12 protein-coding genes are annotated in these 13,725 nt (G+C 63.3%); 9 read left to right on the top strand and 3 right to left on the bottom strand.

Annotation, left to right across the window (positions count from 1 at the left end):
- Window positions 1-147 precede the first annotated feature (147 nt).
- The 4 genes from purU to minE all read left to right on the top strand — a co-directional run bounded on the left by purU (window position 148) and on the right by minE (window position 3,129).
- On the top strand, window positions 148-1,032 hold the full coding sequence (purU, locus tag EFR00_RS08330; protein WP_009990445.1) for a formyltetrahydrofolate deformylase: 885 nt from the start codon (window positions 148-150) through the stop codon (window positions 1,030-1,032).
- A gap of 245 nt (window positions 1,033-1,277) precedes the next feature.
- The gene (gene minC, locus EFR00_RS08325; RefSeq protein WP_077989762.1) at window positions 1,278-2,000 is read left to right on the top strand and encodes a septum site-determining protein MinC; all 723 of its coding nucleotides are present in this window, start codon (window positions 1,278-1,280) and stop codon (window positions 1,998-2,000) included.
- Window positions 2,001-2,056: 56 nt separating this feature from the next.
- Entirely contained in the window at window positions 2,057-2,872 is an 816-nt protein-coding gene (gene minD / locus EFR00_RS08320) for a septum site-determining protein MinD (protein ID WP_016736745.1), read from the top strand.
- Window positions 2,869-3,129 (top strand): cell division topological specificity factor MinE, encoded by a 261-nt coding sequence (gene minE / locus EFR00_RS08315; protein WP_004674690.1) that lies wholly within the window; start codon window positions 2,869-2,871, stop codon window positions 3,127-3,129. The genes minD and minE overlap by 4 nt, the downstream gene beginning before the upstream one ends.
- A gap of 317 nt (window positions 3,130-3,446) precedes the next feature.
- Here the strand turns inward: minE and EFR00_RS08310 are convergent, their stop codons facing one another.
- On the bottom strand, window positions 3,447-4,478 hold the full coding sequence (locus EFR00_RS08310; RefSeq protein ID WP_040141314.1) for an aldo/keto reductase: 1,032 nt from the start codon (window positions 4,476-4,478) through the stop codon (window positions 3,447-3,449).
- A 226-nt stretch (window positions 4,479-4,704) separates the two neighbouring features.
- A complete protein-coding gene (locus EFR00_RS08305) occupies window positions 4,705-5,973 on the bottom strand; it encodes a flavin monoamine oxidase family protein (protein WP_077989577.1) in 1,269 nt (422 codons plus the stop codon).
- 115 nt (window positions 5,974-6,088) lie between these two features.
- On the opposite strand from EFR00_RS08305, the gene EFR00_RS08300 reads away from it, so the two are divergent.
- The 5 genes from EFR00_RS08300 to EFR00_RS08275 all read left to right on the top strand — a co-directional run bounded on the left by EFR00_RS08300 (window position 6,089) and on the right by EFR00_RS08275 (window position 10,372).
- Window positions 6,089-7,069, top strand: a complete 981-nt coding sequence (locus EFR00_RS08300; protein WP_077989578.1) for a 3'-5' exonuclease — start codon at window positions 6,089-6,091, stop codon at window positions 7,067-7,069.
- Between the two features lie 160 nt (window positions 7,070-7,229).
- On the top strand, window positions 7,230-7,376 hold the full coding sequence (locus EFR00_RS08295; RefSeq protein WP_009982429.1) for a DUF1127 domain-containing protein: 147 nt from the start codon (window positions 7,230-7,232) through the stop codon (window positions 7,374-7,376).
- A 549-nt stretch (window positions 7,377-7,925) separates the two neighbouring features.
- Window positions 7,926-8,762 (top strand): 5-dehydro-4-deoxy-D-glucuronate isomerase, encoded by an 837-nt coding sequence (gene kduI, locus EFR00_RS08285; RefSeq protein ID WP_077989580.1) that lies wholly within the window; start codon window positions 7,926-7,928, stop codon window positions 8,760-8,762.
- Entirely contained in the window at window positions 8,759-9,523 is a 765-nt protein-coding gene (gene kduD, locus EFR00_RS08280) for a 2-dehydro-3-deoxy-D-gluconate 5-dehydrogenase KduD (protein WP_281040124.1), read from the top strand. Before kduI ends, kduD begins: the two co-directional genes overlap by 4 nt.
- Window positions 9,524-9,628: 105 nt before the next feature.
- The gene (locus EFR00_RS08275; RefSeq protein ID WP_077989581.1) at window positions 9,629-10,372 is read left to right on the top strand and encodes a FadR/GntR family transcriptional regulator; all 744 of its coding nucleotides are present in this window, start codon (window positions 9,629-9,631) and stop codon (window positions 10,370-10,372) included.
- Between the two features lie 2 nt (window positions 10,373-10,374).
- Here the strand turns inward: EFR00_RS08275 and EFR00_RS08270 are convergent, their stop codons facing one another.
- The gene (locus tag EFR00_RS08270) at window positions 10,375-13,662 is read right to left on the bottom strand and encodes a GH36-type glycosyl hydrolase domain-containing protein (protein WP_077989582.1); all 3,288 of its coding nucleotides are present in this window, start codon (window positions 13,660-13,662) and stop codon (window positions 10,375-10,377) included.
- Window positions 13,663-13,725 lie beyond the last annotated feature (63 nt).

Genomic DNA, 13,725 nt, shown 5'->3' with positions numbered 1-13,725 from the left:
AAAGCTCTTTGCTTTTGTGCATGGTCATCCGGGAACCGCTGCACACGTACCGGCGACATGCATCAATGACCACCGACACGCCGGGGCTGACAAGCTTCGGCGTGATCGCATCCCCAGGCAGCTGATCCGGCCAAGAAAGAGACAGCCATGAAAAACGTCGTACTCACCGTCTCCTGCAAATCGACGCGTGGCATCGTTGCGGCGATTTCGAGCTATCTGGCGGAGAAGGGCTGCAACATCATCGACAGCTCACAGTTCGACGATCTCGATACCGGCAAGTTCTTCATGCGCGTCAGCTTCATTTCGGAAGAGGGGCTGTCCGGCTCGGCGATCAGCGCCGATTTTGCCGCCGTCGCCGCGCCCTTTGCGATGGATTATGATTTCCACGACAGCGAAAGCCGCATGAAGGTGCTGCTGATGGTGTCGCGCTTCGGTCATTGTCTCAACGACCTGCTCTACCGCTGGAAGATCGGCGCCCTGCCGATCGACATCGTCGGCGTCGTCTCCAACCATTTCGACTACCAGAAGGTCGTCGTCAATCACGACATCCCCTTCCACCACATCAAGGTGACCAAGGAAAACAAGCCGCAGGCCGAAGCCCAGCTGGTCGAGCTCGTCAATCAGACCGGCACCGAGCTGATCGTACTCGCCCGCTACATGCAGGTCCTCTCCGACCAGCTCTGCAAGCAGATGTCGGGCAAGATCATCAACATCCACCATTCCTTCCTGCCGTCCTTCAAGGGCGCCAACCCCTACAAGCAGGCCTATGAGCGCGGCGTCAAGCTGATCGGCGCGACCGCCCACTACGTCACCGCCGACCTCGACGAAGGCCCGATCATCGAGCAGGACACGGCCCGCATCACCCACGCCCAGAGCGCCGACGACTATGTCTCGATCGGCCGCGATGTCGAAAGCCAGGTGCTGGCCCGGGCCATCCACGCCCATATCCACCACCGCACCTTCATCAACGGCAACCGCACCGTCGTCTTCCCGGCCAGCCCCGGAAGCTACGCCTCCGAACGCATGGGCTGAGTCGCCGAGAGGTTAACGCCGCGGCAAGAACCGCAACCAGGCCGTCGACGAGATATTCGGCAACGGATGTTCATTCCGGTCACAGGTGAGGATTATTCATAATTTGAACAAGCCCACATGTTTTCAACAGTATAGACAAAATTATCGATCGAATTCGGCCACATCACGTTAGGGAATTTCCAGGCCGCGTTAACTTTTTGTTAACCATGTCAGCGGTAGACATGGTCAACGATTTCTTCACACAGATGACCAAAGTGCTAACAGACGCTCGCTCTATCCGCATCAAGGGCCGCTCCTTCCTGGCCGTCATGTTGTCTCCGGACCTTCCTTTCGACGATTGGCTGGCGAGGCTCGACGATCTGGCCGCGCGTTCGGCCGGCTTCTTTCTGGGACGCCCGGTCGTGCTCGACCTGACGGACCTGCAAATCGACAAGCCGCAGCTGAAGGAGCTCATTGCCGAGCTTGCCAAGCGCAATGTCAGCATCATGGGCATCGAAGGCGCTCGGCCGTCCCTTCTAGGCTCCGGCATGCCGCCGGCGCTCAAAGGCGGCCGCTCCGCTTCCGACATCGAGGTTCAGGCGAGCGAGCCTGTCGAAGCGTCGAGCAAGCCGGCTGCTCCCGAGATCCGCCCGGCAACGACGCAATCGATCGTCATCCGGGAACCGGTGCGCTCCGGGCAATCGGTGATCTTCCCGGAAGGCGACGTCACCATCGTCGGGTCCGTTGCCTCGGGCGCCGAGGTCATCGCCGGCGGCTCGGTCCACATCTACGGGGCGCTGCGCGGCCGCGCCATGGCAGGATCCATCGGCAACGCATCGGCGCGGATTTTCTGCCGCAAGCTCGAGGCCGAGCTGGTTGCAATCGACGGCGTCTACAAAATGGCGGAAGACATGGCCCCCAATCTTCGCGGACAGGCTGTTCAGCTCTGGCTCGAAGACGATGCGATCATGGCGGAAAAACTGAGCTGACTACGGCGCAGCGGCGCAACACTTTGAATTACTGCGGCACGGCAAAGGAGAGAGACATGGGGAAAGTGATCGTCGTCACGTCAGGCAAGGGCGGGGTCGGAAAGACGACCTCGACGGCCGCATTGGGAGCGGCGCTGGCGCAACGCAATGAAAAGGTCGTCGTCGTCGACTTCGACGTCGGCTTGCGCAATCTCGACCTGGTGATGGGCGCCGAACGCCGGGTCGTCTACGACCTCATCAACGTCATCCAGGGCGACGCCAAGCTCACCCAGGCGCTGATCCGCGACAAGCGGCTGGAAACGCTGTTCCTGCTGCCGGCCTCGCAGACGCGCGACAAGGACAATCTGACGGCCGAGGGCGTCGAGCGCGTCATCAACGATCTGAAGCGTTATTTCGACTGGATCATCTGCGACAGCCCGGCCGGTATCGAGCGCGGCGCGACACTTGCCATGCGCCATGCCGATGTCGCCGTCGTCGTCACCAACCCGGAAGTTTCCTCGGTGCGCGATTCCGACCGCATCATCGGCTTGCTCGATGCCAAGACCGCCAAGGCCGAACGCGGCGAGCGGATGGAAAAGCACCTGCTGCTCACCCGCTACGACGCCAACCGCGCCGAGCGCGGCGACATGCTGAAGGTCGACGACGTGCTGGAAATCCTGTCCATCCCGCTGCTCGGCATCGTTCCGGAAAGCATGGATGTGCTGCGTGCCTCCAACGTCGGTGCGCCGGTCACACTGGCCGAAAGCCGCAGCCCGGCCGCCATGGCCTATTTCGATGCCGCCCGCCGGCTTGCCGGCGAGACCCTGCCGATGGCCATCCCCGAGGAAAAGCGCAATATTTTCGGCAAGCTTTTCGGACGGAGGGCGGCATGAATATTTTCCGTCTCTTCAACAAACAAAGAACCGCGCCCGCCGCCCGTGAACGCCTGCAGGTGCTTCTCGCCCACGAGCGCGCCTCGGCAGGATCGGACCTGGTCACCCTGCTGCGCGAGGAAATCCTAGCTGTCATCGCCAAGCACGTCGAACTCGACCACGACAAGGTGCAGGTGACGATCGACCGCAACGAATATGTCTCGACCCTCGAGATCGACGTCGAAATCCCGCTGAACGCGGCCGTACAGGCGGCTTGAAGGTAACGACGCTGGTATTGACGGCCATCTGGCGCCAGGAGATCGCTGAGGGCAGCCCCTCATCCGGCTGCCGCCACCTTCTCCCCGCCCGCCGGGAGAAGGGGACAAGTCGCGATCTCCGTCTCTCTCCAGCCTCTCGCGTGGCACGTCCCCTCGCCCCGTTTACGGGCAGAGGGCTAGGGTGAGGGGCAGTCGCCGGTACAGCCCCATACGAACCTGACAGCCGTGGGTCAAACCCGGGCATGCCGAAAAAGCGTAGGTTGAGCCGCCATGAAAAACATGGCGGCTTTTTGCGTCGATCTGTCCGGCCGAAAGGCTCAGCGACCGCCCTCGATCTTGCGGTGGCGCTGGGCAATACCGCCCTTGCCATAGGGGTAATCCAGAGGCTGCGGAGCGCTGACCTCGTTGAGCCTGGTCATCTCTTCCTTGGAAAGCTCGAGCTTCATGGCCCCGAGATTGTCGGCCAGCTGTTCCGGCGTGCGGGCGCCGAGGATGACCGAGGTGACGGCTGGCTGCGCCGCCGTCCAGGCGAGCGCTACCTGCGCCATGCTCACGCCGCGCGCCCGGGCGATCTCCTCCACAGCGCCGATGATCGCCCAGGTGCGTTCCTGGGCATTGCGCGGCGCATAGGATTCGCCGCCGCGATTGGGGTTTTCGCCGAGGCGGGTGGCGCCGGTCGGCATCTCGTCGCGCTTATATTTGCCGGTCAGCCAGCCGCCGCCGAGCGGCGACCACGGCAACAGACCCATGCCGGCATCCTGGCAGGCCGCGACGATTTCGAGCTCAATGTCGCGCACCAGCAGATTATATTGCGGCTGCAGCGTCACCGGCCGCGTATACCCCCGCGCCTTGGCGATCTCCGATGCCTTGGCGATATGCCAACCGACATAGTTGGAAAAGCCGTAATAGCCGATCTTGCCTGACGAAACCGCATCGTCGAGGAAACGCAACGTCTCTTCGATCGGCGTCAACGCGTCCCAGGCATGCATCTGGTAGAGGTCGATCTGCTCGAGGCCGAGCCGGCGCAGCGAATCGTCGAGCGCCTGGCCGAGATGCCGCCGCGACAAGCCGATATCGTTGGGGCCGTTGCCCATCGGAAACCGGCCCTTGGTGGCGACGATCGCCTGGCGGGCCTCGGTCGGGCGCGCCTTCAGCCAGCGGCCGATGATCTCTTCCGACTTGCCGGCGCTGTAGACATCGGCGGTATCGATGAAATTACCGCCCCAGGCGAAATAATCGTCGAGCAGCTTGTGCGAAGCCGCTTCGTCGGCCTCCGCGCCGAAGGTCATGGTGCCCAGGCAATAGGCGGTGACGACGGCCCCGCTGGGACCGAGCTTGCGATAATCCATTTCTTCCTCCTCATGCGGATACCCGCAGCCGACGCGAAAAAATCGTCGGGGTAGAAGCCGGGGCTTCCGCAATCTAATGACAATATCGAGCTTGAGGCGGCCGCTGCCGCCGGATGACGTCTGGCGCCCTGGGCTCATCTGGCGCAGGGGCAGGCGCAGCATAACCAATCCCGCCCGTGCCACAAGTGGGAAAACATATTCCCGCCTGCCGCGCAGTTGGGATTGGTCATGCTTTTCTCGAGAACGAGGCGGCGATCCGATCGGCTGCGGCGACACCGGTGTCGTAGGCGCCGTGCGCCGTCGAGTAACGCGAGCGCGAACAGGCTTCGCCGGCAAAAAATATCCGCTCGTCATGCGGTGCTGCGAGCACAGCACGCAGATCGGAGGCGCCGGGCTCGGCATAGGAATAGGAGCCGCCGATATGGGGTGCAGCGGCCCAGGCCGAGATAGCCGCCAGCGACAATTCCTTGCGGATATCAGCGCCGAATTGCCCCGCCAGCTCATCGGCGGCGAAGGAAAAGGCAGCCTCGCCGCCCTCTCGCTCCAGATCGTGGGCGAGGTCACCGCCAAAATAGGCTTCGACAACAGGAGCGCCGAGTGGCCGGAGCTGATAGGTGCCGGTTGCACCGCGGCTGATGGAGCCGAGCATATGGGTGTCAGGCGGCAGCGCCTCCGGATGCGCAAGTCCGAGGAAGAGCTTGTCGGCGAGGCCGAGCGGCAAACGGGCGGCGGCCTGCGTTTTTTCAGGCAAGGGCGGGTCGAAGGCGATCTTTTCGGCCGCAAGCATATTTGTCGAAACGGTCACCAGCACGGCACGGGCGCTCAGCACCCCTTGGTTCGTCTCGATGCCAATCCGGCCGGCATGGCGATGATCGATACGGCTGACCTCGACGCCGAGCCTTGCCGGAACCGGCCTGCCATAGACCGAGATCAAGGTTCCGTAGCCCTGGCGCACCCGCCAGTCGGGACCAGGGCCTGGGTCATATCGGTTGTAGTCGACGACCGAAGACCGTTCCAGTTCGGCGCCGGTGATGTAAGTGCCGATTGCCCGGATCTGGCCGTTCCATTCATTTCCGGGCTCGAGCACAGCCGCCAGATCGGCATCATCGCCTTCATGGCTGTCGAGCCGTTCGAAAAAGGCGCCGATCGCCTCCTGCGCGGCCTGGGTCTCCGCGTCGTTCTGCTGCAGCCGCCGTCCGCCGCTCCAGGGCGCCGGTGTGCGGTCGACCGTCAAGCCGACCTCCTCGGCAATATCAGTCCAGGCATTGGTCCGCGCCCCGTGCAGCCAGCCGCAGCCGAGATCGAGCGCGACGTCGGCTGCTCCCGGCAGCCGGACCGTCCAGGCCCTGCCGCCGAGGCGGTCGCCGGCTTCCAGCAGGAGAATCGAAAGATCCAGACGGATGGCCTGCAAGCGCCGAGCGGCGGCAATGCCGGCAGCGCCACCGCCGATGATGACGACGTCTACGTCGGCGCCTTTGCCATTGTCACCGGACATGTCTTCTCCTTTGGATCCTCGCGCTCAGCTAAACTTTCATCCCGATAAAAGACAAGGGCTGGGGATAGCGCCCCGCGCGATGGATTAAACCGCGTCCACGTGACATACAGGTCCGATGAGCGTGCAGAGAGATTCGCAACTCGACATGTTTTCCAGGCCGTCGCCGGTGGTCACCAAGGCGCGCGCTCCGTCGCGCCGGCCACCGTCGCAGCCGGCCGCCCGTTCCGATGAAGACATGGCGCGCGCACTTGAAGAGAGCGGCAACTATCGCATCCTCAGGAAACTGACCGCCCGGCCGATTGCCTCGGTCAGGCGGCCGGAATTTTCGCGGCTCGGCGTCGTTCTCGACACGGAGACGACGGGCCTCAACCATCGCAGCGACGAGATCATCGAGATCGGCGCCGTCGCCTTTACCTTCGACGACGACGGCACCGTCGGCGATATCGTCGGCATCTATGGCGGCCTGCAGCAGCCGTCGCGGCCGATCCCGCCCGAGGTCACCCGGCTGACGGGGATCACTGATGCGATGGTCGAAGGACAAGTGATCGACATCAGGTCGCTCAGCGATCTGATCGAACCCGCCGATCTGATCATCGCCCACAATGCCGGTTTCGACCGGCCGTTCTGCGAGGCCTTCTCGCCGCTCTTCACCGGCAAGGCCTGGGCATGTTCGGTGTCTGAAATCGACTGGAGCGCGCGCGGCTTCGAGGGCACCAAGCTCGGTTACCTCGTCGGCCAGGCTGGTTATTTCCATGAGGGCCATCGCGCGGTGGACGATTGCCACGCGCTCCTGGAAATCCTCGACCGACAGCAAGGTGAGGGTGAAAGCCCCTTTGCCGAACTCTACCGGACGAGCCAGCGCTCGCGCATTCGTATCTTCGCCGAACACAGCCCGTTCGAAATGAAGGACCATCTGAAGGCGAGGGGCTATCGCTGGTCTGACGGAAGTGACGGCCGTCCGAAGTCCTGGTGGATCGAAGTCGGCGAAGACGATCTCGGCGACGAGCTTTCCTATCTGCGCTCGGAAATCTACAGATGGAGAGAGGCGGATCCGCCGACGGTGCGGCTGACTGCCTTCGACCGCTACAGATCCTGAGCCCCATCTGACGCGACAACCCATGCAGGCGTTGCATAGGTGCAGTGTTGCATTGGCGCTGCAACAACCGCCGGTCCCATATTATATACGGCTCATCGAAGCGAACGAAGCGCCAAGGACTGGCAGCTAGGCTTCGAAAGCCCACGGAAAGGGGATCATCATGAACGTAGCACGCTCTTTCAACAATTGGCGCAAGTACCGTCAGACGGTCGCTGAACTGGGCCGTATGACCACGCGCGAACTGGACGACCTCGGCATCGGCCGCGGCGAAATCCGCACTATCGCTCGTGCAGCCATCGGCCGATAACGGCCTGACAGACGACCAACTTCGAGCCTTGCCCAGCGCCTGCTTCTCCCGAGCGGGCGCTTAGCTTTTGCGGTGCCTGTAGCCATGAGCATTTCGCATAATGCATGGCTGCATTGCAAAGAAATGCCTATCAACTGGGCACAAAATAAGTATGATTATTTCCATCGAAGCGATGCATCTCCTCCCGCATCCCTTCGATATGCAGGCGCCCGTCCTCCTCCCAGGGTCGCCTGCGGGAACGACAGCACTCCTCCTCCCAGCTGTCGTTCGGTTCTTTTCGAAAAGCCTGCCGCACCTCCTCCCGCGGCAGGCTTTTTCGTTTTGGCCACCGAACCGGCCAAGCAATTTCTCCTGTCTGTTCTCACCTGTGCTTGAATGCTCTTGTGGCCCGCCTCTGCTCGGCCAAGCGCGGACAAAGCTGTTGACACCGAACTTGTCGTACAACTATGTAACCAGACGGATACCACCGCAGCGGAAAACCGTCTGATATGACCAGCTTTCCGCAATGGCGGTGCCGCCTGACGACAATGAAGCTGAAGGAAAATTGACATGCAGATCGACGTGAGGCACGCCTCCCACCCCGAGGCCGTGCGCGGTTACGACACCGAAACGCTGCGGCGTCACTTTCTGGTGGAAACCATCTTCGAAGGCGGCGAGATCCGGCTGACCTATTCGCATTACGACCGCATGGTCATCGGCGGAGCGACGCCGCTCGCCGATGGACTGGCGCTGACGGCGCCGACGGCGATCGGACAGGAAACCTTCCTTGCCGAGCGTGAGCTCGGCGCGCTCAACATCGGCGGCGCCGGCCGCATCATCGTCGACGGCACCAGCTACGACCTTGCCAAATATGATTGCCTCTATGCCGGCAAGGGCGCCAAGGACATCCGGTTCGAGAGCGCGGATGCCGCCAACCCGGCCAAGTTCTATCTGGTCTCGACGCCGGCCCATCAGACGCATCCGACCGTGCTGCTCACCCGCGAAAAGGCCCGTCACCTGACGCCGGGCGAAGCCGCGACGGCCAACAAGCGGTCGATCTACCAGTTCATCCACCCGGAGGTTTGCCAGTCCTGCCAGCTCACCCTCGGCTTCACCATGATCGAGCCGGGCAGCGTCTGGAACACCATGCCGGCCCATACGCATGACCGGCGCATGGAGGCCTATCTCTATTTCGATCTCGAAGCCGAGCAGCGCGTCTTCCACTTCATGGGCGAGCCGCAGCAGACCCGGCATATGCTCGTCGCCAACGAGCAGGCGGTCATCTCGCCGCCCTGGTCGATCCATTCCGGCGCCGGCACCAAGAACTACAGCTTCATCTGGGCGATGGCCGGCGACAATAAGAGCTTCACCGACATGGACCATATCGCCATTGCGGATCTGAGGTGAGCGCCGTGGCCAATCCCTTCGATCTTTCCGGCAAGACGGCCGTGGTCACCGGCGCCAATACCGGGATCGGCCAGGCCATCGCGGCGGCGCTCGCCGCGGCCGGCGCCTCGATCGTCGCCGTCGGGCGCTCCTCGATGGACGAAACCGAGGCATTGGTGAAGGAAGCGGGCAGCCGCTTCCACGTCATCAAGGCCGATCTCGGCACGATCGAACCGGTCAAGGGGGTCGTCACTGAAGCCATCCAGACCTTCGGCGGCCTCGACATCCTCGTCAACAATGCCGGCATCATCCGCCGCGCCGATGCGCTCGATTTCACCGAAGAAGACTGGGACGCGGTGATCGACGTCAACCTGAAGACGGCCTTCTTCCTGTCGCAGGCGGCCGGCCGCCACATGATCGACAAGGGCAGGGGCAAGATCATCAACATCGCCTCGCTGCTGTCCTTCCAGGGCGGCATCCGCATCCCCTCCTATACCGCCTCGAAAAGCGGCCTTGCCGGCCTGACCAAGCTGCTTGCCTGCGAATGGGCCGGCAAGGGCGTCAACGTCAACGCCATCGCGCCGGGTTACTTCGTCACCAACAATACGACGGCGCTGCGCGAGGATCCGGATCGCAATGCCGCCATCCTCGCCCGCATTCCGGCCGGGCGCTGGGGGAAGCCCGATGAACTCGGCGGTGCGGCCGTCTTCCTGGCATCGTCGGCATCCGACTATGTGCATGGGACGGTGCTGCCCGTCGATGGCGGCTGGCTGGCGCGGTGATCCGCGCCACCCAGTGACCGGGTGCTGCTGTGGCGCACGTCCTTTTGCCTTTCCAGCCGCCATGCGTTAGCAAAAGCAAATGATCGACGGCAGGATCGAGCCAGGATGACGGACAAGGACAACGCGCTCTTCACGACCATTCGCCAGCCGAACCTGCGCAGCGGCCTTGCCGATACGCTGATGGCGCAGATCGAATCCGGCGACCTGAAACCAGGCCAGCGCCTGCCGACCGAACAGGCGATCATGGCGGCGACCGGCGTCAGCCGGACAATCGTGCGCGAGGCGCTCGCCACGCTGCGCGCCAAAGGCCTGATCACCACGCATCAGGGCCTCGGCGCTTTCGTTTCGAACGATCCCAACCCGCGATCCTTCTCGATCATCCCCAACGACCTGCAGTCGATCGACGAGGTTCTGCGGGTGCTGGAACTGCGCATGGGGGTCGAATATGAAGCCGCCGGTCTTGCCGCGCTACGGCGCACGCCGGAGGACGTCGAACGCATGCAGGACCGCCTCGATGCCCTCGACAAGGCGCTGGAAAAGGGCGGATACGGCGCGCAGGAGGATTACGCCTTCCACCGGTCGATCCTGGTCGCGACGCAGAATTCCTACTACAGCCGCCTCTTCGACACGTTCGGCGATATTATGGTGCCGCGCCAATGGGCGCGCCTCGACAAGATGACGGCTTTCGAGCGCAAGCGCCACGCCGCCCGCATGCGCCGGGAACACCACGCCATCTTCGCGGCGATCCGCGACGGCAACGAAGCGGCCGCGCGCCGCGCGATCCGCAGCCACTTGTCGAAGAGTGCGGCGCGCTTCGAAGAGCTGCGCGACGCGACCAACTTATCCTGAATTCACATCTGCGGCTTCGGCTTCATCAACCGCCGCCAGGCGGCATGATCCGTCCTCAGATCGAGGGTGGCGTGCGCCGCCGGCAGAAGCGGTTTGCGCCGGCGCCGGCCGAAGCGCCGTTTGAAACCGAGGATATTTTCGACGAAGCTCCTGGTGTAGAGGCCCGGCCCGCTCGAATAGATGCGCCATCCGCCGTCGACGGCGATCTTGCCGGCCTTGACGCGCGCCCAATCATCCGCCGCCTGATAGCGGTCAGGGAAGGCCGCGTCGCTGCTGCTGAAATAGGTATTGCGCTGGCGCAGCGATGCTTGCGGCAAGGCCTTCGTGACGGCGATCGGATTGACGACGGCGATCGCCTCCCAGAGCGCGTCGGCCGCAGCGTCCAGGGCAAGCGTTTCGCAATAACGCAGATGCGCATGCACATACATCAGCCCGATCTCGCGGCCGAAGAAAGAGGAAGATTCGGCCCGGCGGAACAGCGTTTCAGGCCCGCCGGCGTAGGTCGCGGGCTTTTCCATCAGCCGCACGCCGTCGGGGAAAAGCAGATGCTCCTCGATCAGCTGCATGTGATGGCGCCTCTGTGCCGGCGTGAACAGCTTGCCGAGCATCGCCTGCGTCATCGCGATCAGCGAGAAGGAGAGGCCGGTGCGCGTGTCGCTCGGATGCAGCAGCAATTCGACGCTGTCATGGGCGGGATCGAAGATGCCGTAGCCGGCAACGACGCCGTCCCGCACGAGATGGCGATTGAAATCCCGGCGCATCGCCGTTGCGATCTTGCTCAGCGCCTTGGCCTTGCCCTTGTGACCGAGGCGGCGGCGGATCGCGGAATAGCGGACGATCTGCTCGTAGAGCAGGGCGACGGTCCAGCTGCTGACCATCCAGTCGCGCAGATGCGGATCGGCCGGCTGCAGCGAATCGTTCCAATCGCCCTCGCCATAACGGATCAGATGGGTTCCGGGGATGAAGCGTTCGCGGACGGTATCGAGCAGCTTTTCGACATGGACGGCGATGGTGTCGGCTTCCGGCGCCTTCTGCATGGTCTTTTCATCGCGCCAGGACACCTTCTCATCGAGAATGGCGAGATCGCCGGTCGCTTCGATATAGTCGCAGAGCGCCTTCAACGGCCAGACGATGATGTCGCCGTGACAGTCGCCCGCCCGGATGTTGGCGTAGGGCTCCAGCATGAACCATTGCGGCCAGTCGCCTTTTTCAAGGTACTGTTCGCTGAAGACGGTTTTCAGCACTTGCCTGGCTTCGCGGTCATGCTCATAGGCGAGCAGGAATTCGATCGGCCCCTGGCAGGCGTCGCGCGTGCCCCAGGCCGCACCCGTATATTGCTCCAGCCCATGCGGCACGCTCAGATGCACGATGGCGTCATGCGCCAGCCAGGGCAGGAGGGTCGCCTGGGCGGCAAGATCGGGCGACGCGCTGTCGATCCGCATGCCGCGCACGGCCTTGCGCCAGAATGTCGATGCCGGCGCGAGCATGGCTTCCTCGCTGATCCCGGCCTCATAACGCTGCGCCAGCCGCTCGGCGTCTTCAGCATCGGTCATCGAGCCGACGACGGCGAAGGAGAGGGCCTGCGTCGGCCGGGAGCGTAGCGCCACGAAAGCGCCGTTGCGTGCAAGGCCATCGGCATAGAGCAGCTCGTCGCCGCCGATCTCCTCGATGGCGTCGGGCGTCGAACTTACCAGCCAATAGACGGCATCGGGGTAACGCTCGCCCCAGAGCCAGGCCGGGTCGGGCCGGAAGGAGATGCGTTTGCGCGCGGGATCGAAATCAATCTGCCCGCCCGCGTCATATTCGCGCTCGCCGAGCACAACATGACCGAAGACCAGGAAACGGCACGGCTTGCCCTCGACGGAGAGGCTCCATTGCATCGCCGCATCCTCGCCGGAGGCGACGGCCGTCACGATGATCGTCTGCTCCGGGCATTGATAGATCCAGCGGCAGTCGCTCAAACCCATCTCGAAGGCCGACGGCACCGCCAGAAGCTGCCAGCCGGCGCCGAGATCGGCCATGATGCGCAGTCCGCTGGCGCGCGTCAGATTGTAGGGATCACGCGAGACTGAAAAGAGCTTGTGGAAGGACGTGTTGCCGATCGTCAGCTGCGCGGCGAATATCCCCTGCATCCAGCAGGTGGCGGCGAGCGTGGCATCGTCAAGCAGTATGTTCTGGCCGCTTCGGACGATCGCGCCGTGGCGGCGCGCGATGACAAGTTCCTTGTCCCGCAGCACGACATGGCGGTTAAGAGCACCGTCCGGCACGAAAAACGAAAGCAGTTTTCCGTGGCCGCGCTCTTCCAGGCTTCGCTCGGGATAGAGCCGGGTGATGGCCTTTTTGTCGAGTGTCTCGACTTCCAGCAAGGGAGCGTCCTGGAGCAGGCTGCGAACCGGTGCCGCCGCCTCCAGATGAGCGGCCGTCTCGTCCGGCAGCGCGATGCCGTCGAGCCGCGAAAGGTCGGCGTCGCTCGATGCATCGGGATGATCGGCGGCGAACAGGGCAAAGAAACTCGCCGTCGCGCCATCCGGTGTGACCGACAGCGATCTCGATTGAACGGCGGGGCAGGCGGTCTCCTGCTGCCGCCGTTCGCTGGGCAGCCGGGTGCCGAAAGGGCCGACCAGCAGGTCCTCGAGCCGATCTTTTGCCTGCACGAGCTGGATCGCATCGGTGGCATAGGCGACAGCCCCGTCGAGGCAGCCTTGCGCCAGCCACGGATTGCGGCCGCCGGATTGTTTGAGATTTTGCCGGTTCATCACCACGAAGCCAATGGCCGGGTGATCAGCAATGTGATGATCGACATATTGCGAGGCATAGGACTCGCTGTTCATCAGAAAGCCGCGATCGCCGAGGCCGACATCCTGGATCAGCACCACATCCGCCGGCAGAGTTCCCTCTTTCAGATGCCGGATCGAGGCGCGCCAGAACCATGCCGTTTCGGAGGGGTGAAGCGCGAGGCGGACGTCGTAGGCAATATCGCCTGTCTTGCCGCTCCAGGAGAAGCTCGTCGCATCATAGGCGAAACTGCCATCGGCACGGGGGCCGACGATCTCGACGACATCGGGGCGGGCACCGCCGACGCGCAGGTAAAGGCGGCCAATGCCGCCTGACAGCGGCGAGCCCTGGATCTGGTTGATCTGCACCGCCCCCTTCTCGTCGGCATAGTCGATGGCAAACAGCGTCCCGTTCGGCAGCGCCGATATCGACAGCCCGGAACCGTTGCTGATCGCAAAGAGGCCAAGCTCTTCGCGTCGTGGCATTTGCAAGCTGCGCGTCCGGTTGGGGGCCATGGAGATCTCGTCGATGAGTGCCAGAGGGGAATCAGAGGATGGCGCAAAAAGAGTGAGAGAAAT

Origin of the sequence: Rhizobium sophoriradicis (genome assembly GCF_003939025.1) — a bacterium.
Classification (GTDB): Bacteria; Pseudomonadota; Alphaproteobacteria; order Rhizobiales; family Rhizobiaceae; genus Rhizobium; species Rhizobium sophoriradicis.
This window is presented reverse-complemented; position numbering and strand designations above follow the sequence as displayed.

What these genes read in the sequence shown, in the direction of transcription:
- purU (WP_009990445.1), top strand. Translation starts at nt 148, where the DNA reads ATGAAAAACGTCGTACTCACCGTCTCCTGCAAATCGACGCGTGGCATC.
- minC (WP_077989762.1), top strand. Translation starts at nt 1,278, where the DNA reads ATGACCAAAGTGCTAACAGACGCTCGCTCTATCCGCATCAAGGGCCGC.
- minD (WP_016736745.1), top strand. Translation starts at nt 2,057, where the DNA reads ATGGGGAAAGTGATCGTCGTCACGTCAGGCAAGGGCGGGGTCGGAAAG.
- minE (WP_004674690.1), top strand. Translation starts at nt 2,869, where the DNA reads ATGAATATTTTCCGTCTCTTCAACAAACAAAGAACCGCGCCCGCCGCC.
- EFR00_RS08310 (WP_040141314.1), bottom strand. Translation starts at nt 4,478, where the DNA reads ATGGATTATCGCAAGCTCGGTCCCAGCGGGGCCGTCGTCACCGCCTAT.
- EFR00_RS08305 (WP_077989577.1), bottom strand. Translation starts at nt 5,973, where the DNA reads ATGTCCGGTGACAATGGCAAAGGCGCCGACGTAGACGTCGTCATCATC.
- EFR00_RS08300 (WP_077989578.1), top strand. Translation starts at nt 6,089, where the DNA reads ATGAGCGTGCAGAGAGATTCGCAACTCGACATGTTTTCCAGGCCGTCG.
- EFR00_RS08295 (WP_009982429.1), top strand. Translation starts at nt 7,230, where the DNA reads ATGAACGTAGCACGCTCTTTCAACAATTGGCGCAAGTACCGTCAGACG.
- kduI (WP_077989580.1), top strand. Translation starts at nt 7,926, where the DNA reads ATGCAGATCGACGTGAGGCACGCCTCCCACCCCGAGGCCGTGCGCGGT.
- EFR00_RS08275 (WP_077989581.1), top strand. Translation starts at nt 9,629, where the DNA reads ATGACGGACAAGGACAACGCGCTCTTCACGACCATTCGCCAGCCGAAC.
- EFR00_RS08270 (WP_077989582.1), bottom strand. Translation starts at nt 13,662, where the DNA reads ATGGCCCCCAACCGGACGCGCAGCTTGCAAATGCCACGACGCGAAGAG.